This is a genomic window from Streptomonospora mangrovi, from assembly GCF_027604915.1.
GTDB classification, from domain to species: Bacteria; Actinomycetota; Actinomycetes; order Streptosporangiales; family Streptosporangiaceae; genus Streptomonospora; species Streptomonospora mangrovi.
In genome coordinates this window covers 23960-42792 of sequence record NZ_JAJAQC010000004.1, presented here as the reverse complement: position 1 = coordinate 42792, position 18833 = coordinate 23960, and the positions used below count along the sequence as shown (strand labels likewise).

Below are 18833 nucleotides of genomic sequence, written 5' to 3'. Positions count from 1 at the left end.
ATGGCACGCGCCACACGACCCTCCGACGCCCGCGCGCGGGCGCCCGCCGGCGGGGCGCGCACCCTATCCTGCCCTGTTCGCGCGTTGAAAGACCACTCGCGCCCCGGCTCGGGCGGCGACCGGGAGCGGCCATGGCACGAATTCGCGGGTGTGTGGCGTTTCCGCCGCTGGTGGGGGATCCGGCGGGTTCCTAGGGTCGTGGTGGCCCGCCCCCAACCCCCGCCGCCCGACCGGCGGCCGGGGTGGCGGCGGCCGCGTCCCTCCTCCCCACGTGTACGGGAAGCCTTGGCCGTGAACGACTTCCTGCTCAGCGTCCATGTCCTGGCGGCCATCCTCGCCGTCGGCCCGGTGGCGGTGGCCGCCAGCATGTTCCCGCCCTACGTGCGCGCGGCCGGCGCCGAGGAGGACACCGGCCCGCGCCTGACCGCCATGCGGCTGCTGGCCCGCATCTGCCGGGTCTACGCCGTGCTGGGCGCGCTGGTGCCGATGTTCGGGTTCGCCACGGCCATCAGCATGGGCGTTTTGGGTGACCCGTGGCTGATGGTCTCCATCGGCCTGACCGCGCTGGCCGCCGCCGTGCTGGTGGCGCTCGTCCTGCCGGGCCAGGAGCGCGCGCTGGCCGCGCTGTCGGCCGGCGGGGCGGCGGCCGCGGGCTTCGACGCCCGCCGCGCCCGCGCCCGCCTGGCGATGTGGACGGGGGTGTTCAACCTGCTGTGGGCGGTGGTGACGGTGCTGATGATCGTGCGGCCGGGCGCCTCCCACGGCGCCTGAGCGGCCGGGCGCGCGCTCCGGTCGGCGCGGAAATCCGGGTGCGGGCCGATATGGCGCGTCCCTATCCTGGCCCGCATGCGCGATCCGGTCCGCCTGCCAAAGGCTCACCTGCACGTCCACTTGGAGAGCACGATCCGCCCCGGCACGCTGCGGGAGATCTGCGCGGGGGCCGGGGTGGAGGTGCCGGACCGGCCGGTGGGCGGCGGCGCCTTCGCGGGGTTCCGCGCGTTCGCCGACCACAACGCCCTGGTGCGCGCCTGCCTGCGCCGCCCCGAGGACTTCACCCGGATCGCGCGGGAGTTCTGCGCCGACGAGGCCGCCAACGGCACCGCCTACGCCGAGGTCACCTTCACCGCCGCCTCCCACGGCGAGCGGCTGGGGCAGCCGGAGATGCCGCTGGAGGCGGTGCTGCGCGGGCTGGCCGAGGGCGGTGAGGCGTACGGTGTCCGGTGCCGGGTGATCCTGGACCACTCCCGCCGCCGGTCGGTGGAGCGCGCCCGCCGCACGCTCGACCTCGCCGTGCGCTACCGCGACCACGGTGTGGTGGCGATGGGCATGGCCGGCGAGGAGACCTACCCCCTGGCGCCCTTCGCCGGCGTGCTGCGCGAGGCCGCCGAGGCCGGCGTCCACCTGGTGCACCACGCCGGGGAGGCGGCCGGGGCCGCCAGCGTCCGCGAGGCGGTCGGGCTCGGCCGCGCCGAGCGGCTGGGCCACGGGATCCGCGTCCTGGACGATCCCGACCTGGTCGCCGAGGTCCGCGAGCGCGGCATCGCGCTGGAGGTCTGCCCTTCCTCCAACGTGGCGCTGGGGTTCGCCCCCTCCCTGCCCGAGCACCCGCTGCCGCGCCTGCGCGCGGCCGGGCTGGCGGTGACCCTGAACACCGACGTGCCCGACGTGGCCGGCACCACGCTGGCGCGGGAGTACGCGCGCGTGCGGGCGGCCTTCGGCTGGGACGACGCCGACCTGGCGGAGTTGGCCCGCGCGAGCGTGGCCGCCTCCTTCGCCCCCGATGACCTCAAGGCCGACCTGCTGCGCCGCGTCGACACCTGGCTGGCCGCCCCCGACCCCGACGCCGAGGCGGCGGGGTCGGGCGCGCCGCGCTGAGGCGCCCGTCGCGTCCGCGCGCGTCAGGGGGTCGAGGAGGAAACGCGCGGTCGCGTTCGTCGCCGACCAGCTCGACGTCGACCCGGGGTGCCTGCCTGGTACCGGGCCCGGGAGAAGAGCGCCTACGAGCACGCCTGGCAGATCCGCGACACCGGGCATCACCGCCGCCGGTCCGGATCAGCATGCCGCCCGTTCCCGCTTCCCTCGGGTCGCGCTCGCGGCCGCCGGCAAGCCGGCCCTGCCCCCGTCCGATGTCGCGAACTGAGCACGGTGCCACTGGGGATACTCAGACAAACGGTGAGGACCCGAGGTCTGTGCCGTTGGCGAAGCCCCAGGCCGAGTGGTCACTGGTGCGGCTGAGGGTCCTCCCGAAGCACACCGACCAGGAATTCGACGAGACGCCTGCGGAGTCGCAGGTCCAGTTGCCTACAGTGCCGTCGGTTCTGTTGAGAAGATTCACCGAGACATTGACGCTCCGGCTGTAGCTGGCGTTGTTCCGCAAGATCACCGCCGCCTGTACCCCCGTCCCGTTGGCCGATCTGACCGCGCACACCTGCGCCACCATGTTGGTGGCGATGGCCTCACTGCCGCCGCAGCGCCATGTGCTGGAACTGGAGGTGATCGGGTTCGTGTTGCCGTACCGCACCAACTGACCGCTCGCGGCCGCGGCGGGTGGGGCGGTGGCCAGGCTCAGACCGAGTGCGACGGAGGCGGCGGCCACCGCCGCGGCGGCCTTCTTCAAGAGCATGGCGGAGACTCCTCGTGTCAAGGGGAAGTAGGGCGAGGACAGCGTGCCGTTCCCTGGCCGGCGCAGCCAGGCCCCAGGGGCGTCCATGTATGGCCATGACCGGACGCGGTGCTGCCGCACAGTCCACGGGGCCAGGCGCGGCCCTGACCGCATGCGGTCGCGCACGGGGTATTGACGCGAGAACGATCCGCCCTATCGGTGGGTCAGGATCAGGGCGCGGCCGCGCCCGGCGGGGGCCGCTCAGGTGCGGGGGCGGACGGCCACGACCCCGCACGTGGTCGAGCTAGAAGGTCACCACGGCCCCGGTGCGGACGACCTTACGGCGGCCAGGTCAAGCCCGCATGCTCGAAGAACCGCACGGTGCGGGCGCCTGCCCCTTTTTCAATACAGGTCTGCCCTGTATCGTTAATCGGGTGAGCACCGTTCCGCGCCCGCCCGGTCGGCCCCGCAGCGCCGACGCCGACGCCGCCATCCTCGCCGCCGCCCTGGACCTGCTGATCGAGCGGGGGGCCGAGGCCGCCAGCGTCGAGCAGGTGGCGCGGCGCGCCGGCGTCACCCGGGCCACGGTCTACCGGCGGTTCCCCGACAAGACCCGGCTGCTGCTGGCCGCCGTCGAGTCGGCGTTCGGCGATCCGCCGGCCGCGCCTGATATCCGCGACGTCGAGCACCTGCTGGACGGCTGGGCCCTCGCGCTGGCCGAGCCCCGCTGGCGCCGGCTGCTTCGCCGCCTCTACGGCGCCATTGACGACTTCCCCGAGGTCGCAGGGGCCTACCAGGCGCGGCTGGGCGCCGAGCGCGACCGCGTCCGCCGCGACGTCCTCGAACGCGCCCGACAGCGCGGCGAACTCCCCGGCCACACCGACCCCGCCGTCGTGCTGGACCTGCTGACCGGCGCCGTCTGGCAGCACCTGGCCACCCGTCCCGACACCACCACCGCGGCCGAGGCGCGGGAGTACCTGCGCGCCGTGCTGCGCCAGGCCGGGTACCGGCCGGCCGCGCACCCGCCCGACGCCGACGCCCCCTGACCGCCGCCCCGCCGGGGCGGACCGCAGAGGAGAGGAACCCGCCATGCCGTCCACCGACTCCGCCGCCCAGGAGCGCACCCGCGCCTACGCCCGCGTCATCGGCCCCTACGTCGCCGTCTTCACCGCCGTCATCGCCGTCCGCCTGCCCGACCTCGCCGGGCTGACCGGCGACCTCTTCGCCCAGCCGCTCATGGTGTGGATGCTGGGCGCCCTGATGCTGGCCGGCGGGTTGACCGTCATCGGCGGCCACCGCCACTGGCGCGGCCCCCTGGCCGTGGCCGTGTCCCTGTTCGGCTGGTTCGTGGCGCTGCGGGGCTTGGCGCTCATCGCCGCGCCCGGGGCGATGGAGGCCGGGGTCCAGGCCACGATGGACTCCCCCGCCGCCCTCGCCGCCGCCCGCGTGTTCTTCGGCGCCCTGGCGCTGGTCGGCGTGCTGCTGGCCTGGGGCGGCTGGTCGCCCCGGCGGGCGGCGCCCGCGCCCGGTGGTGCCGCGCGCTGACCCCGCGCGCGGCACCGTCCCGGCACCGCCCGGCCGCCTCAGCCGGCCTCGGGCGCGGGGGCGACCGGGTGATTGGTGCGCAGCAGCCCGTGCGGGTCCAGCCGCGCGCGCAGCGCGGCCAGTCGCCGGTGGTCCTCGGGGGTGAACGCGGAGCGCACGGTCGCGGCGTCGCTGGGGCCGAAGGAGAAGTTGAGCGGTGTGCCCACCGCCTGCGGCGCGAACGGCGCGAGCAGGCCGGCGTGCAGGTCGCGGGCGGCGTCCTCCTGGCCCGGCTCCACCGGCGACAGCACGCTCACCGCGTAGGCGGCCCCGCCGCGCCGCACCGCGTTGGGCACGCGCGGCGCCCGGTCCAGCGCCCCGCCCAGGTGGCGCAGTCCCACCACGCACATCAGCGGCGCTTTGCGGCCGGCGCCCTCGGTCAGCGCGGCCGCCGCGCCGGGGTCCACCCCCTTCAGCAGCAGGGCGCGGGAGCGGTAGCCGTGCGGCTGCTCGGGCTCGTCGAACACCGCGCCCGACTCCGCGTAGGGCAGGTCGCGCAGGGTCTCCAGCAGCGGCTCACCCATCCCGCGCAGCGGCGCCACCAGGCGCGCCCCCTCCTCGGCCGGCCCGGCGAACGCGATCTGCACCTGGGCCACGTGCCGGCCGCGCAGCGGCTCGGGCAGCGCGGGGATGTCGGGGAAGGGCAGCATCGTCACCGCCGAGGTCAACTCCTCGGGCACGGTCGCGGTCCACCGCCGCCAGGCGTCCACCACGCCGGGCACGTGGGCGGTGTCGAAGTACAGTGCGCCGCCGTAGATCCGCTCCACCGGGACCAGGCCGATCTCCATGCCGGTGACCACGCCGAAGCCGCCCCCGCCGCCGCGCAGCGCCCAGAACAGCTCCGGCTCGCTGCGCGCGGTGGCGGTGCGCGCGACCCCGTCGGGGGTGACCACCTCCAGCCGCCGCACGTGGTCGGCGGCGAACCCGTGGCGGCGGGAGAGCAGGCCCACGCCCCCGCCCAGGGTGTAGGCGACCGCGCCGACCCCGGGCATGCTGCCCGACAGCGGGGCCAGGCCGTGCGGCGCGGCCTCCGCGATGACCCGGCGCCACGGCGCGCCCGCCGCGACCCAGGCGGTGCCCGCCTCCGGGTCCACCCGCACCTCGTCCATGGCGGCGGTGCTGATCAGCACCCCGCCCTCCAGCGGGGCGCCCCGGCCGTGGCCGGTGGCCTGCACCGCGACCGGCACCCCCAGCGACGCGGCGGCCGCCACGGCGGCGCGGACGTCCTCGGCGTCGCGCGCGGCCACCACGGCGGCCGGGCGGTGCGGGGCGAGCAGTTGGTAGCCGGTGCACGCGGCGGTGTAGGCGTCGGTGCCGGGCAGGTGGACGGGGGCGGCCACGCGCCCCTCCAGGGCGCGCGCCACGGCGGCGGAGTCGATTGTCGTTTCGCTCATGCGGCCAGGCTAGGAAGCCTTGCGGACACTCCTTGTCCGCGAGTGTGGCAGGGTGGGGGCATGGCCAGGGAACCGGGGAGCGGCGCGCCGGGCCGGCTGCTGCGGCTGCTGTCGCTCCTCCAGGCGCGCCGGGAGTGGTCGGGCGCCGAACTGGCCGCGCGTCTGGAGGTCACCGACCGCACCGTGCGCCGCGACGTCGAGCGGCTGCGCGCGCTGGGCTACCTGGTCGAGGGGGTCCCCGGCACCGCCGGCGGCTACCGTATGGCCTCCGGCCGCGACATGCCGCCGCTGCTGCTGGAGGACGAGGAGGCCGCCGCCGTGGCGCTGGGCCTGGCCACCGTGGGCGGCACCGGCCCGGCCGGGATCGCCGACAGCGCCCTGCGCGCGCTGGCCAAGCTGGAGCGGCTGCTGCCCGCCCGGCTGCGCCCCCGGCTGGCCGCGCTGGGCACGGCCACCGCCGCCGTGGTCCGGCCCGACGCCCCGCCCGTGGACCCCTCCGTGCTCGCCCGGCTGGCCGCCTGCTGCCGCGAGCACGAGGCGCTGGCCCTGGACTACCGCGACCGTTCGGGCCGGCGCGGTGAGCGCCGGGTCGAACCGCACAGCCTGGTCACCGTGCACGGCCGGTGGTACCTCATCGCCTTCGACCCCGACCGCGCCGACTGGCGCACCTTCCGGGTGGACCGGATCGAGCGCGCCTCGCCCACCCGCCGCCGCTTCGCCCCGCGCGAACTGCCCGGCGGCGACCCCGCCGCCTACCTGACGGCGTCCATGGCCGGCGCCGTCTACCCTCACCGCGCCGTGGTCGCGGTGGGGGTCCCCGCGCGGGAACTGGGCGAGCGGCTGTTCACCTCCCTGCCGGGGTGGGTGGAGGAGCGCGGCCCCGCCGACTGCGCGGTGCACCTGAGCGCCGAGGAGCCCGAATTGGTGGTGCGATTCGTGGCGGCGGTCGCGGCGCTGGCCGCGCCCTTCTCCGTCGAGGAGGCCACGGCGGAGGTCGCCGAGCGGGTGCGGGAGCTGGGCCGGCGCCTGGCGGGGTGAGCCGGCCCGCTCAGGCGCGGCGGTGGTGGCGGCGCGACCGCAGGACGCGCATGCGCGCCGCCCACGCCGCCAGCCCCAGGAGGGTGGCGCCCAGCAGGATCCAGGGGTGGGACGCCCGGCCGCCGGCGTGCACGTCGAGGAAGTGGTTGAAGGCGTGCAGCCCGTTGGCCAGGGTGAAGCCCGCCAGCACGACGGCGAGCACGTCGCGCCAGCGCAGCGCGAACAGCATCATCAAACCGATGGTGATCTGGAAGACCGCGCCGTCGCGGATGAAGTGCACGTGGACGGGCCAGTTCGCCCAGCCCGCGAACCCCTCGGGGTCCCACCAGGCCCAGCAGCCGATCCCGACCATGAACAGTGCCGCGGCGGCCGCCACGGCGCGCACGGCGGTGTCGGCGTTGGCGGTCTCGCGGCGCATACCGGCTCACCCCTCTCCCCCGCCCATGAGACCAGGCGCCGGCGGGCGGACAGGCTGCGACACGCGGTGACGGTGCGCGTGCGCGCGGTCACCGCGGTGGGTGCGGCGCGCCGCCCCCCGCCCTCACACCGCGACGCGCTCGCTCAGCGGCAGCCGCACCTGGAACCGGGTGTCGCCGGGCACCGACTCCACCCGCAGGTCGCCGCCGTGGCGCCCGGCGACGATGCGGTAGCTGATGTCGAGCCCCAGCCCGGTGCCCCGGCCCACTCCCTTGGTGGTGAAGAACGGCTCGAAGATGCGCTCGCGCAGCTCCTCGGGCACGCCGGGGCCGGTGTCGGCGATCTCCACCAGCGCGGTGTCGTGCTCGCGGCGGGTTCGCACGGTCAGCGTGCCGGTGTCGCCCATGGCGTCCAGGGCGTTGTGGATGAGGTTGGTCCAGACCTGGTTCAGCTCGCCGGCGTAGGCGGGCACGGTGCCCAACTCGGGGTCGTAGTCGGTGGCCACGCTGATCCCCGGCGGGATCTTGCCGCGGAACATCGCCAGCGTGCTGTCGAGCAGTTCGCGCAGGTCCACGGTGCGGTAGGGGGCGCGGTCCATCTGGGAGTACTGCTTGGCCGAGGCCAGCAGCGAGGTGATGCGCCCGGTGGCGTCGGCGACCTCGTCCATCAGCTCGGCGATCTCCATGGTCTCGGCCAGCCAGCGCACCGCCGCGCCGACGTGGCCGGCGCCCACGGCCGCCCCGACCTCCTCCACCGCCGCGGCGTCGAGTCCGGCGCCCACCAGGGCGGGCGCGATGTCCCAGCCGTCCTCGACCCCGTGCTCCTCCAGGGCCTCGGCCAGCGCGTCCTCGGCGTCGGCGGCCTCCAGCGGACCGCGCTGGGGCGCCGCGCCGGCGCCGGCGGCGTAGCGGGCCTGCAACTCCACCAGGGCCAGCATCCCGGCGGGGTCGACCCCGGCGGCGGCCAGTTCGGCCAGGCGGCGCCGGGTGGATTCCACCCGGCCGCGCAGCTCGCCCACCGCCCGCGCCGCCGCGGCGGCCGGGTTGTTCAGCTCGTGGGTGAGGCCGGCGGTGATGGTGCCCAGCGCGGCCAGGCGCTGGCGGCGGTCGATCAGCTCGCGCTGGGCCAGGCCGCCCAGCCGCATGCCGTCCAGCAGGTGGACGGCCATGGGGAACCACTCGGCGATGATGTGGGCGAACCGCTCGGCCGGCAGCAGGAACATCCGCGAGGGCCGGGTGGCGCGCAGGGAGTGGCCGTAGGTGTCGGGTGCGCGGTCGCCCAGGTAGGCGGCGGTGGCCCCGGCGTAGACCCCGGGCTGGGAGGTGGGCGTGCGCCCGACCTCGCCGGTGGGGGTGTCGGTGACCATGACGACCTCGCCCTCCATGAGCACCGCGAAGGTGTCGGCGGGGTCGCCCTGGCGCACGATGTAGTCGCCCTCGGCGAAGGAGCGGACCTCGCCGTGGTCGGCGAGCCACCGCAACTGGTCGTCGTCGAGCCGCTCGAACAGGAACAGCCGCCGCAGTTCGTCGATCACGTCTTCTCCAGGTAGCGGTGGGCCAGGGACACGGCCATGGCGCCCTCGCCGACGGCGGAGGCGACCCTCTTGATGGACTCGGCGCGGACGTCGCCGGCCGCGAACACGCCCGGGACGCTGGTCTCCAGGAAGTAGGGCTGGCGGCGCAGCGGCCAGTTGCGCGGTCGCTCCCCCGAGGCCAGCAGGTCGGGGCCGGTGACCACGAACCCCTTGGCGTCGCGTTCGACGGTGTCGCCCAGCCAGTCGGTGCAGGGCTCGGCGCCGATGAAGGCGAACAGCCACTCGGCGGCGACGTCGGCGGTGCCCTCGGGGCCTTTCAGGGTGAGCCGCTGGAGGTGGCCCTCGCCGGCGCCGCCGACCACCTCGGTGCGGGTGCGCACCTCGATGTTGCCGATGGCGGCGATCTGCTCGATGAGGTAGTGGGACATGGACGCCTCCAGGCTCGCGCCGCGCACCAGCAGCACCACCCGGCGGGCGTAGCCCGACAGGTACACGGCGGCCTGGCCGGCGGAGTTGGCGCCGCCCACGATGTAGACGTCGCAGCCGGTGCAGGAGGGCGCCTCGGTGAGGGCGGCGCCGTAGAAGACCCCGCGCCCCACGAACTCGTCCACGCCGGGCGCGGGCAGCCGCCGGTAGGACACGCCGGTGGCCAGGATGACGGTGTGGGCCGAGACGCTCTCCTCGTCGGAGAAGCGCACCACCTTGGTGTTGCCGTGGACCTCCAGGCCGGTGACGGTGCGCGCGGTCAGCAGCTCGGCGTTGAACTTCAGCGCCTGGCGGCGGGCGCGGTCGGCCAGTTGGGCGCCGGAGACGCCGTCGGGGAAGCCGAGGTAGTTCTCGATGCGGGAGCTCTGCCCGGCCTGGCCGCCCGAGGCGTGCCGCTCCACCAGCACCGTCCGCAGCCCCTCGGAGGCGCCGTAGACGGCGGCGCCCAGCCCGCCGGGGCCGCCGCCCACCACGACCAAGTCGTAGAAGTCGGTGGAGGGTGTCGTGGACAGGCCCACCGCGGCGGCGAGTTCGGTCTCGGTGGGCGCGCTCAGCGCGGTGCCCTCGGCGGTGACCACCAGCGGCAGGCGCGGCGGGGCGTCGGAGGAGTCGGGATCGAGGCCGGCCCGCACGGCGGCGACGAGCTGCTCGCCCTCGGGGTCCTCGTCCAGCAGCCACTCATAGGGCACGTGGTTGCGGGCGAGGAAGTCGCGCACCCGGTAGGAGGGGGCCGACCAGCGGGCGCCGACCACGCGCAGCCGCCCGACCTCGGTGCGCTCGGTGCGCTGCCAGGCGTCGAGCTGGGCGTCGAGGACGGGGTAGAACTTCTCCTCGGGCGGGTCCCAGGGCTTGAGCAGGTAGTGGTCGAGGTCGACCACGTTGATGGCCTGGATGGCGGCGTCGGTGTCGGCGTAGGCGGTGAGCAGCACCCGCCGGGCGTAGGGGTAGAGGTCCATGGCCTGCTCCAGGAACTCCACGCCGTTCATCTGCGGCATGCGGTAGTCGGCGAGGATGGCCGCGACGTCGTCGCCGCGCAGCCGCATCTCGCGGACGGCCTCGATGCCCTGGCCGGCCGACTCCGCCCGCACGATCCGGTAGCCCTGGCCGTAGCGCCGGCGCAGGTCGCGCGCCACGCCGCGGGACACCCCCGGGTCGTCGTCGACGGTCACGATGACAGGCTTGCTCATGGCCGAAATCCCCGCTCCTCGGTGCCCGCGCCGCCGCCACCGGGGGGCGCTCGCCGCTCAGCATGGCACATCGCCGACTAAGCGGGCATAGCGTTCTCCCCCGGCGTAAGCGCGGCGTCGCCGCAGGTGGGGCGATGGGCGGGGAAACGGGGGCGGTGGTGCGGCGTTCGGGGCGGCGCCGGGTTCAGTTGGCGAGGTAGACGGCCTTCCGCAGCGGCTCGGCGCGCTCCAGGCTGCGCAGCATGAGGTCGGCGACGTCGGCGCGGGCCACCCGCATGCCGCGCGGGACGGTGCGGTCCACCGAGGTGCGGTAGGTGCCGGTGCGGGGCCGGTCCAGCAACTGGGGAGGGCGCACGATCGTCCAGTCCAGGCCGCTGGCCCGCACGGTCTGCTCCATGGCGAGCATGTCGGCGAAGCTGTCGCGCAGCACCCGCTGGAGGATCGGCTTGACGACGAAGCGGGTGAAGGGGCCGTCGCCCTCGGTGAACATGCCCGCGGCGCTGACCACCACCAGCCGGCGCACGTCGTGGGCGGCCATGGCGGCGGTGATGCTGCGGGCGCTCTGGGCGCAGACGGTGGCGGGGCCGGGACCCCGGTGGCCCAGGGCCGAGACCACGGCGTCGCGGCCGGCGATGAGCGGGCCGATGGCGTCGGGGTCCATGACGTCGGCCCGGGTGACGGTGAGGCCGGGGTGGGCGTAGGCCATGCGCGCGGGGTCGCGGACCACGGCGGTGACGCCGTGCCCGGCTTCGCACGCCTGCCGCGCGAACTGGGCGCCGACCCCGCCGGTGGCGCCGAACAGCGTGAACTTCATTTCCACTCCCATGTGCTCATGCGGTTTTGGTTAAGGGTCTTCGGGGCCCGCCAGGGGCCATCGGGTGGGCTGCCAGGGGACTGCTAGGTTGGTGAGTGCCCACTAACCACAGTGTGGGTGAGTACTTACTAACCTGTCAAGCGGGCGCCGCCGGGCAGGCATCGAGGCCAGCAGGCACCGCACAGGCACCGAGCAGGGAGGCACCGTGGAGACCCGCGACCGGATCGTGAACGCCGCCGCGCACGTCATGCGCACGCGGGGACTGGCCCGCTCCACCACCAAGGAGATCGCCAAGGCCGCCGGGTTCTCCGAGGCCACCCTCTACAAGCACTTCCGCGACAAGACCGACCTGTTCGTCGCGGTGCTGCGCGAGGGCCTGCCCAGCAACCTCCAGCCGCTGCTGGCCGGCCTGCCCGACCGTGTGGGGCAGGGATCGGTCCGCGCCACCCTGGAGGAGGTGGCGCGCGCGGCCATCGCCTTCTACACCGACACCTTCCCGATCGCCGCCTCGGTGTTCTCCGAGCCCACCCTCCTGGAGGCGCACCGCGCCGCGCTGCGCGAGCGCCGGGCGGGGCCGTCCGCCATCACCACCGCCCTGGCCCGCTACCTGGCCGCCGAGCGCGACGCCGGACGCCTGGCCCCCGACCTGGACCCGGAGTCGGCCGCCGACCTGCTCATCGGGGCCTGCCTCAACCACGCCTTCCTGGGCAAGTTCCCCGGCCCGCGCGACCGCGCCGAGGAGCCCGCCGAGCGGGTGGCCGCCGGATTCGTCCAGACCCTGCTCAAAGGGGCGGCCCCCCGGGCGGGGGCCGATGGCGCCGATCGCGAGTAGACCTATGGCGGAGGCGACCGGCCCGGGCCTGGTGATGTCCGCGCCCCCGCAACTCCCGTACCGGGCCGACTAGGGTGGGCAGCCCGCAACCGGAGAAGGGAACGGCACCCATGGCAGTACCCCCCACTCCCCCGGCGACCGGCGCCCCCGCCGGCCCCGACCTGGGCGAGGTGGTGGCCGAACGCGTGGTCGAGGCCGTCGCGGCCGACGGCACCCGCACACCCGTGCGCGTACGGCTCGGACGGCCGAGGCCCGACACCCATCCCGAGGGCACCGGCACGGACTGGTGCTGCCCCTGGCAGGTCGAGGGTCTGGGCGCCACCGAGACCGACTCCTCCTTCGGGGTCGACTCACTCCAGGCGCTGCTGCTGGGCGTCTACGGGCTGCGGCTGCGCCTGGAGGAGCGGGCGCGGCGCGCCGGGGTGCGGCTGGACTGGCTGGGCATGGCCGGCCTCGGGCTGACCCTCGAACCCGACCTGTCGGCCGTCGCGCCCGCCGGGGCACCACCCGCCGAGGCGCCCGCCGACTGACACCGGGAGGCGCGGCCCCGGCGGTTCATCCACCGGGGCACCGCGGGATCCGGTCTTGGCGCTCGCGGGGGTTTGGGCCCACACCCGCGCGGTCAGCGGCCGCGCGGGACCGGTGTGCGCCGCCGCGCGCCTCGCGGCGCGCACGCCCCGTGCGAGACCGCAGAAGGGCCACCGCCATGTCCGACTTCTCCCGTGCCCGCGTCGACGGCGACTCCCGTGCCGAGGGCGGCGACGCCAAGGACCGCCAACTCCAGGAGCGCCGCGACGACTCCGCCGGCGCGCTCACCACCAACACCGGGGTCCGGGTCGACGACACCGACAACTCGCTGACCGTGGGCGAACGCGGGCCGACACTGCTGGAGGACTTCCACTTCCGCGAGAAGATCACCCACTTCGACCACGAGCGGATCCCCGAGCGGGTGGTGCACGCGCGCGGCGCGGGCGCCTACGGCCACTTCCAGGTCTATGAGTCGTTGAGCCGCTACACCCGCGCCGACTTCCTGTGCGACCCAGCGCTGCGCACCCCGGTGTTCGTGCGGTTCTCGACGGTGGCGGGCTCGCGCGGCTCGGCCGACACCGTGCGCGACGTGCGGGGGTTCGCCACGAAGTTCTACACCCGCGAGGGCAATTACGACCTGGTCGGCAACAATATGCCGGTTTTCTTCATTCAGGACGGCATTAAATTTCCCGATTTCGTGCACGCGGTCAAGCCCGAGCCCGACAACGAGATCCCCCAGGCCCAGTCGGCGCACGACACCCTGTGGGACTTCGTCGGCCTCCAGCCCGAGACCCTGCACATGATGATGTGGCTGATGTCGGACCGCGCCATCCCACGCAGCTACCGGATGATGCAGGGCTTCGGCGTGCACACCTTCCGCCTGGTCAACGCGCGCGGCGAGGGCACGTTCGTCAAGTTCCACTGGAAGCCGCTGCTGGGCACCCACTCCCTGGTGTGGGACGAGACCCAGAAGATCGCCGGCAAGGACCCCGACTACAACCGGCGCGACCTGTGGGACGCCATCGAGCGGGGGCAGTACCCCGAGTACGAACTGGGCGTGCAACTGGTGCCGGAGTCCGACGAGTTCGCGTTCGACTTCGACCTGCTCGACGCCACCAAGATCATCCCCGAGGAGGTCGTCCCGGTCACCCCGGTCGGCAGGATGGTGCTGGACCGCAACCCCGACAACTTCTTCGCCGAGACCGAGCAGGTGGCCTTCCACACCGCCCACGTGGTGCCGGGCATCGACTTCACCAACGACCCGCTGTTGCAGGCCCGCAACTTCTCCTACCTGGACACCCAGCTCATCCGCCTGGGCGGCCCCAACTTCCAGCAGATCCCGGTGAACCGGCCGGTGGCCGAGGTCAGCAACAACCAGCGCGACGGCTACGGCCAGCAGAAGGTGCACCGGGGCCGCACCAGCTACTTCCCCAACTCGCTGGGCGCCGGCTGCCCCTTCCTGGGCGACAACCCCTACACCCACTACCAGGAGAAGGTGGAGGGCGCCAAGATCCGCAAGCGCAGCGAGAGCTTCAAGGAGCACTACAGCCAGGCCACCCTGTTCCTCAACAGCCTGGCCGACTGGGAGCGCGAGCACCTGGTGGCGGCGTTCCGGTTCGAGCTGGGCAAGTGCGAGGAGGTCGCCGTGCGCGAGCGGGTGGTCGAACGGCTCAACCACGTCGACCACGCGCTGGCCGTCGAGGTCGCCCAGGGGATCGGCGTCACCCCGCCCGCCCAGGAGGCCGTGCCCAACCACGGACGGTCCTCCCCCGCGCTCAGCCAGGCCAACACCGTGCTGGACTCCGTCCACTCGCGCCAGATCGCGGTGCTGGCCGCCGACGGGGTCAACGCCGGGGGCGTCGAGCGCTTCCGCGCGGCCATGGCCGAGCACGGCGCCCTGGTGGAGGTGCTGGCGCCCCACGACGGCGCGCTGACCACCGAGGACGGGGCGCGCCTGGCCGCCGACCGCGCCATGAACACCATGGCCTCGGTGCTCTACGACGCGGTGGTGGTGGCCGGCGGCGCATCGAGCGCCGCCACCCTGGCCACCGACGGCCTCGCGCTGTTCTTCGTGGCCGAGGCGTTCAAGCACGCCAAGCCGGTGGCCGCCCTGGACGAGGGCGTGGACGTACTCGTCCGCGCCCCGCTGCCGCAACTGCGCACCGCGCGGCCCGGCGACACCGGGGCGGTGGTGGACCAGGGCGTGGTCACCTGCCGGGGCGCCGGCGCCGCCGAACTGTACGGAGAGTTCCGCCGCATCCTGGCCGGCCACCGCGTGTGGGACCGCGAGGTCGCCTCGGTCCCCGCCTGAGGGGCAGGGGCGCCGCCCACCGCGTCGCGGACACGGGGACACGGCGGCGCCACCTGTGCCGACCACGCCACCCGCACCGGCCGCGCGGCCCCCGGGCGCCTACCAGGGGACCTCGCGGTCCTCGCCGAAGCAGCCGCCGGTGGGGCCGCCGTCGGGCAGGGTGGCCAGGCGCACCGCCACCTCCGCGCCCTGTGCGGCGGTGCGCGGCGCGGGCATCCCGGTGCCGCGCGTGAGGTCGGTGTCGCAGGCGCCGGGCGCGGCGGCGTTGACCAGGCCGCCGTGCCGGGCCAGCGCCTTGGCGTACTGCACGGTGACGGCGTTGAGCGCGGTCTTGGACGGGCCGTAGGCCAGGAAGCCCGGCAGCCGGGACAGGTAGTGGCCGGGGTCCCGGGCCTGGGTCAGGGAGCCGACGTCGCTGGAGAGGTTGACTACGCGGGCGGCCGGGGAGCGCACGAGCAGGTCCCAGACCGCCTCGGTGAGGGCGACGGCGCCGAAGACGTTGGTGTCGAAGACGTCGCGCACGACCGCCAGGTCGGCCGACCCGGGGGCCTGGGCGGCCGGGTCCCCGGCGATCCCGGCGTTGTTGACGAGCACGTCCAGGCGCCCGATCCGGTCGTCGATCCAGGCGCGGGCGGCGGCCACCGAGGCGGCGTCGGTGACGTCCAGCGGCACGGCGTAGGCGCTGCCGCCCGCGTCGCGGATCTCGGCGGCGGCGCGCTCGCCCGCCGCGGCGTCGCGGGCGCCCACGAGCACGGTCATGCCGCGCAGCGCCAACTGCTCGGCGATCTGCCGGCCGATCCCCCGGGTGGCGCCGCTGACGAGGGCGACGGGCGCGGTGCCGCCGGCGGGGGCGTGCTGGGCGTTCTCGGTGGTCTCGACGTTCTCGCTGGTCACGGTGGTCGCGGGGGTGTCGGTGGGGGCGGGCGCCGCGCCGTTCTCGGGGTTCGCGGTGCGGCCGCTGTCGCGGGGGGTGCGGGCGCCGGAGGCGCCGGTGGGAGTCGTCTCGCTCATGCCGCGACTCCACCAGGTGCCGTCCCGGCGGCGCCAACACCGCCTGGGTGGCCGTTGATACCGTGCGGGTATGGACGCTGCGGACGTGCGGGAGCTGCGCTACTTCGTGGCGGTCGCCGAGGAACTGCACTTCGGCCGGGCGGCCGAGCGCCTGGGCATCGCCCAGCCGCCGCTCTCCCGCGCCATCCAGCGCCTGGAGCGCCGCATGGGCGGGCCGCTGCTGGAGCGCGGCGGCAACCGCCGGGTGGAGCTGACCGAGGCCGGACTGGTGCTGCTGCACGAGGCGCGCACCGCCCTGGACGCGGTGGCGGCGGCCACCCGGCGCACCCGGCGGGCCGCCCGCCCCGGCGCCGCGCTGGTCCTGGCCGTGAAGCCGGGCGGCGACGGCGGCCTGCTCGGCGCGGTCCTGGCCGCCTACGAGGCCGAGCCCGGCCTCGCCCCCGTGGAGATCTCCGCCGCGCGGCCCGGCGAGTTGCCCGCGCGGGTGCGCGACGGCCGCGCCGACCTGGCGCTGGCGCACCTGCCCTTGGCCGACGCGCGCGGGCTGGAGACCGAGGAGCTGCTGGTGGAGCCGCAGGTGGCGATGCTGCCGCGCGGCCACCGCCTGGCCGGGCGCGAGCGGCTGAGCACGGCCGACCTGGCCGATGAGCCGCTGCCGCGCTGGACCCCGGAACCCGGCGCGGCGCCGGGCGGCGCCCCGGTCGCCGACATCGGCCACCTCATGCACCTGGTGTCGGTGGGCCGGATGATCGCGGTGGCCCCGGAGTCGGTGCGCGCCCACGCCTGGGGTGGAGTGGTGTGCGTACCGGTGACCGACGCCTCCCCGACCACCCTGGGTGTGGTGTGGTCGGCCGGGAGCCGCTCACGCGAGGTGGCCGCGTTCGTCGCCTGCGCGGTACGCGCCGCCGAACACCACCCGCACGCCGCCCCGGCGCTCACCCCCTAGAGCGTGCGCCGCCCGCTCTTATGGGTCGCTGAGGTGGGAGACGGGACAGACCGACGGCGGCAGGCGCTCGGGGCTGGCGGCCATCGGATCGCGCGCCAGTGGCCGATGCCCCCGACGAGGCGGCGACGGCGGCGGATGGTTCGCGCGGGTGGTCATCGGATCGCGCACCGGGGGTTGGTGTGAGCGTCGGGGCGCCGAAGGCGGCGGGTGGCTCGGGCGAGCTGGACCGGCTCGGGGGGCGGCCCCTGGTGATCGCGGTACCGGGGAACGGGCGCGGGGGCTTCTGGCCGCTGATCTCGCCGTTCCTCTGCGGTTGGGAGAGCCCCCCAATTCACAAACCGGACAAGCCGGACGCTGGGCGCCTGAAATTTCACATGGTGAGAAGAAAGTGGCCTCTTTCACCAGGAGATGCACCTACGGATCGCCACTGCGAAGCAAAGAGCACTTTCGTCACCGTTGAAAACGGGCATTGCACACAAAAAGGAATTGCGAGCACCTCGGCTGTCTCGCCATATGGACATATTCGCCCTCATGGGGTCACTTCGGCGCCGCCGCAGCCCATTTTACAAGAGACTAAAAGGTCAAATCACAAGGAAACGCCGCGCCGAGTCCCGACGAGATGCGGGTTCACTTCACCGCCCCTCCGCCGGGCCGCCGAGAGCGGAAACAGGCCATGGCCCCGCGCCGCGCCGCCACCCCGACCATCCGCCCTGCCGACCGGTGACCGCGGACCAGGACCCGCGCCCCGCCTCGGTGCCCCGTCTCCACCCTCACCATCCGCCCCGGATGGGGTGGTCGCGCTCCTGACGCCGTGCTTGTCCTCGGTGCCCCCTTGCCGCCCTTGAGCCCTGATGGGCTGATTGATGCCGCGACCTCCCAGCCGGTCGGCCGCTGACTTCCTACTCATCCCCCGCGCCCGCGCGGCCGTAGCGGCGGGCCAGGCGGGCGAACGCGTCCGCCAACTCGGGTGGGCCGACCACCTCCACGTCGGCGTCGAAGGCGCCTATGGCGGCGGCCAGGCCGACCCACGACCACGAACCCAGGACGAGTCGGCAGCGGTGGGGGCCCAGCGCCTCCACCACCCCGTCGCGGGCGTGGGGGGACACCGCCGCGGCGGGCAGGTCCAGGACCACCTCGCCGCGGCAGGGCCAGTCCGGAACGCCCTCCGCGCCGCCGCGGAACCGGGAGGCGACGAACGCGGCCACGTCGCCGCCGGGCACCTCGCGGGGGGCGAAGCGCGGACCGGTGGGGGTGCGCGGCGAGATCCGGTCGGCGCGAAACGTGCGCCAGTCCGCCCGGCCCAGGTCCCAGGCCACCAGGTACCAGCGCCCGCCCCACGTCACGAGGTGGTGGGGCTCCACCCGGCGCGGCGGGAGCGGCGGGAGCGGGTCGGCGCCGCCCTCGGCCCCACGGTCACCGCCACCCCCGCTCTCGCCTCCACCCCCGCCCCCGGCCGCCTCCGGCGGCGCGGCGGCGGCGTAGTCGAACCGCAGCACCTCGCGCGCGTGCACGGCGGTGCTGAGCGCCGTGAGCACCTCGCCGCGGACCCGGGTGCGGGGCGCGTCGCCGGGCGCCCCCACGGCGGTGACCTGGAGGGTGTCGACGCGGCGGCGCAGCCGGGCCGGCATCACCTGGCGGACGGTGGTCAGGGCGCGCGCCGCCGCCTCCCCGATGCCGGCCCCGGTGGCGGCGGCGGTCTGGAGCGCCACGGCCAGGGCCACGGCCTGCTCGTCGTCGAACAGCAGCGGGGGCAGGTGCGAGCCGGCGTCCAGCCGGTAGCCTCCGTCGGGACCCTTCACGGCCGCGATCGGGTAGCCCAGCTCGCGCAGCCGGTCCACGTCGCGGCGCACGGTGCGGGGGCTGACGTCCAACCGCTCGGCCAGCAGCGCCCCCGGCCAGTCCCGGCGCGCCTGGAGGAGGGAGAGCAGCGCCAGCAGTCGCGCGGAGGTCTTCGGCATGGCATCCATCATGCCCGCTGACGCGGACACTCCCTGGCCTCTTCTTCTGGCACCGTGGGGTGCGCACCGACAACGGCGCCCCCGCAGGTCGTGCCACCCGGACCGCCCCACCGCCGAGCCGCCGTCCCGCCCCCGCCCGCCTCCGCGCCTCCCCTCGGCGCGAACAGGAAGGAACCCGCACCGTGAGAACG

17 protein-coding genes are annotated in these 18833 nt (G+C 75.3%); 9 read left to right on the top strand and 8 right to left on the bottom strand.

Annotation, left to right across the window (positions count from 1 at the left end; genetic code table 11):
* Positions 1-291 precede the first annotated feature (291 nt).
* Both LG943_RS02955 and add read left to right on the top strand, forming a co-directional pair.
* Positions 292-771 (top strand): DUF2269 family protein, encoded by a 480-nt coding sequence (locus LG943_RS02955; protein ID WP_270070593.1) that lies wholly within the window; start codon positions 292-294, stop codon positions 769-771.
* A gap of 75 nt (positions 772-846) precedes the next feature.
* Entirely contained in the window at positions 847-1875 is a 1029-nt protein-coding gene (gene add / locus LG943_RS02950; protein ID WP_270070592.1) for an adenosine deaminase, read from the top strand.
* Positions 1876-2161: 286 nt separating this feature from the next.
* Here the strand turns inward: add and LG943_RS02945 are convergent, their stop codons facing one another.
* Complete coding sequence (locus LG943_RS02945) at positions 2162-2623, bottom strand: hypothetical protein (RefSeq protein WP_270070591.1); 462 nt, start codon at positions 2621-2623, stop codon at positions 2162-2164.
* Positions 2624-3036: 413 nt separating this feature from the next.
* Here LG943_RS02945 and LG943_RS02940 point away from each other — a divergent pair, with 413 nt between their 5' ends.
* Both LG943_RS02940 and LG943_RS02935 read left to right on the top strand, forming a co-directional pair.
* Complete coding sequence (locus LG943_RS02940) at positions 3037-3648, top strand: TetR/AcrR family transcriptional regulator (RefSeq protein ID WP_270070590.1); 612 nt, start codon at positions 3037-3039, stop codon at positions 3646-3648.
* A 43-nt stretch (positions 3649-3691) separates the two neighbouring features.
* Positions 3692-4147 (top strand): hypothetical protein, encoded by a 456-nt coding sequence (locus LG943_RS02935; protein WP_270070589.1) that lies wholly within the window; start codon positions 3692-3694, stop codon positions 4145-4147.
* A 38-nt stretch (positions 4148-4185) separates the two neighbouring features.
* Here the strand turns inward: LG943_RS02935 and LG943_RS02930 are convergent, their stop codons facing one another.
* Positions 4186-5580 carry an FAD-binding oxidoreductase gene (locus tag LG943_RS02930; RefSeq protein WP_270070588.1) on the bottom strand — a complete coding sequence of 465 codons (1395 nt, stop codon included), beginning with the start codon at positions 5578-5580 and terminating at the stop codon, positions 4186-4188.
* Between the two features lie 60 nt (positions 5581-5640).
* Between LG943_RS02930 and LG943_RS02925 the strand changes: the two genes are divergently transcribed.
* The gene (locus LG943_RS02925; protein WP_270070587.1) at positions 5641-6618 is read left to right on the top strand and encodes a helix-turn-helix transcriptional regulator; all 978 of its coding nucleotides are present in this window, start codon (positions 5641-5643) and stop codon (positions 6616-6618) included.
* 10 nt (positions 6619-6628) lie between these two features.
* On the opposite strand, the gene LG943_RS02920 is transcribed toward LG943_RS02925, so the two are convergent.
* The 4 genes from LG943_RS02920 to LG943_RS02905 form a co-directional block, all read right to left on the bottom strand.
* Entirely contained in the window at positions 6629-7036 is a 408-nt protein-coding gene (locus tag LG943_RS02920) for a hypothetical protein (protein WP_270070586.1), read from the bottom strand.
* A gap of 123 nt (positions 7037-7159) precedes the next feature.
* A complete protein-coding gene (locus LG943_RS02915) occupies positions 7160-8569 on the bottom strand; it encodes an ATP-binding protein (protein WP_270070585.1) in 1410 nt (469 codons plus the stop codon).
* Positions 8566-10242, bottom strand: a complete 1677-nt coding sequence (locus tag LG943_RS02910) for an FAD-dependent oxidoreductase (RefSeq protein WP_270070584.1) — start codon at positions 10240-10242, stop codon at positions 8566-8568. The genes LG943_RS02915 and LG943_RS02910 overlap by 4 nt, the downstream gene beginning before the upstream one ends.
* A 184-nt stretch (positions 10243-10426) precedes the next feature.
* Positions 10427-11056 (bottom strand): NAD(P)-dependent oxidoreductase, encoded by a 630-nt coding sequence (locus LG943_RS02905; RefSeq protein ID WP_270070583.1) that lies wholly within the window; start codon positions 11054-11056, stop codon positions 10427-10429.
* 205 nt (positions 11057-11261) lie between these two features.
* Between LG943_RS02905 and LG943_RS02900 the strand changes: the two genes are divergently transcribed.
* From LG943_RS02900 to LG943_RS02890, 3 genes are all read left to right on the top strand, one after another.
* A complete protein-coding gene (locus LG943_RS02900; protein WP_270070582.1) occupies positions 11262-11888 on the top strand; it encodes a TetR/AcrR family transcriptional regulator in 627 nt (208 codons plus the stop codon).
* Positions 11889-11998: 110 nt separating this feature from the next.
* Entirely contained in the window at positions 11999-12418 is a 420-nt protein-coding gene (locus LG943_RS02895) for a DUF6968 family protein (protein WP_270070581.1), read from the top strand.
* Positions 12419-12594: 176 nt separating this feature from the next.
* Complete coding sequence (locus LG943_RS02890) at positions 12595-14727, top strand: catalase (RefSeq protein WP_270070580.1); 2133 nt, start codon at positions 12595-12597, stop codon at positions 14725-14727.
* Between the two features lie 99 nt (positions 14728-14826).
* Here LG943_RS02890 and LG943_RS02885 read toward each other — a convergent pair whose 3' ends face one another.
* Positions 14827-15738 (bottom strand): SDR family NAD(P)-dependent oxidoreductase, encoded by a 912-nt coding sequence (locus LG943_RS02885; protein WP_270070579.1) that lies wholly within the window; start codon positions 15736-15738, stop codon positions 14827-14829.
* Between the two features lie 70 nt (positions 15739-15808).
* Here LG943_RS02885 and LG943_RS02880 point away from each other — a divergent pair, with 70 nt between their 5' ends.
* Positions 15809-16684 (top strand): LysR family transcriptional regulator, encoded by an 876-nt coding sequence (locus tag LG943_RS02880; protein WP_270070578.1) that lies wholly within the window; start codon positions 15809-15811, stop codon positions 16682-16684.
* Between the two features lie 899 nt (positions 16685-17583).
* On the opposite strand, the gene LG943_RS02875 is transcribed toward LG943_RS02880, so the two are convergent.
* Positions 17584-18642 carry a helix-turn-helix transcriptional regulator gene (locus LG943_RS02875; protein ID WP_270070577.1) on the bottom strand — a complete coding sequence of 353 codons (1059 nt, stop codon included), beginning with the start codon at positions 18640-18642 and terminating at the stop codon, positions 17584-17586.
* Between the last annotated feature and the right edge of the window lie 191 nt (positions 18643-18833).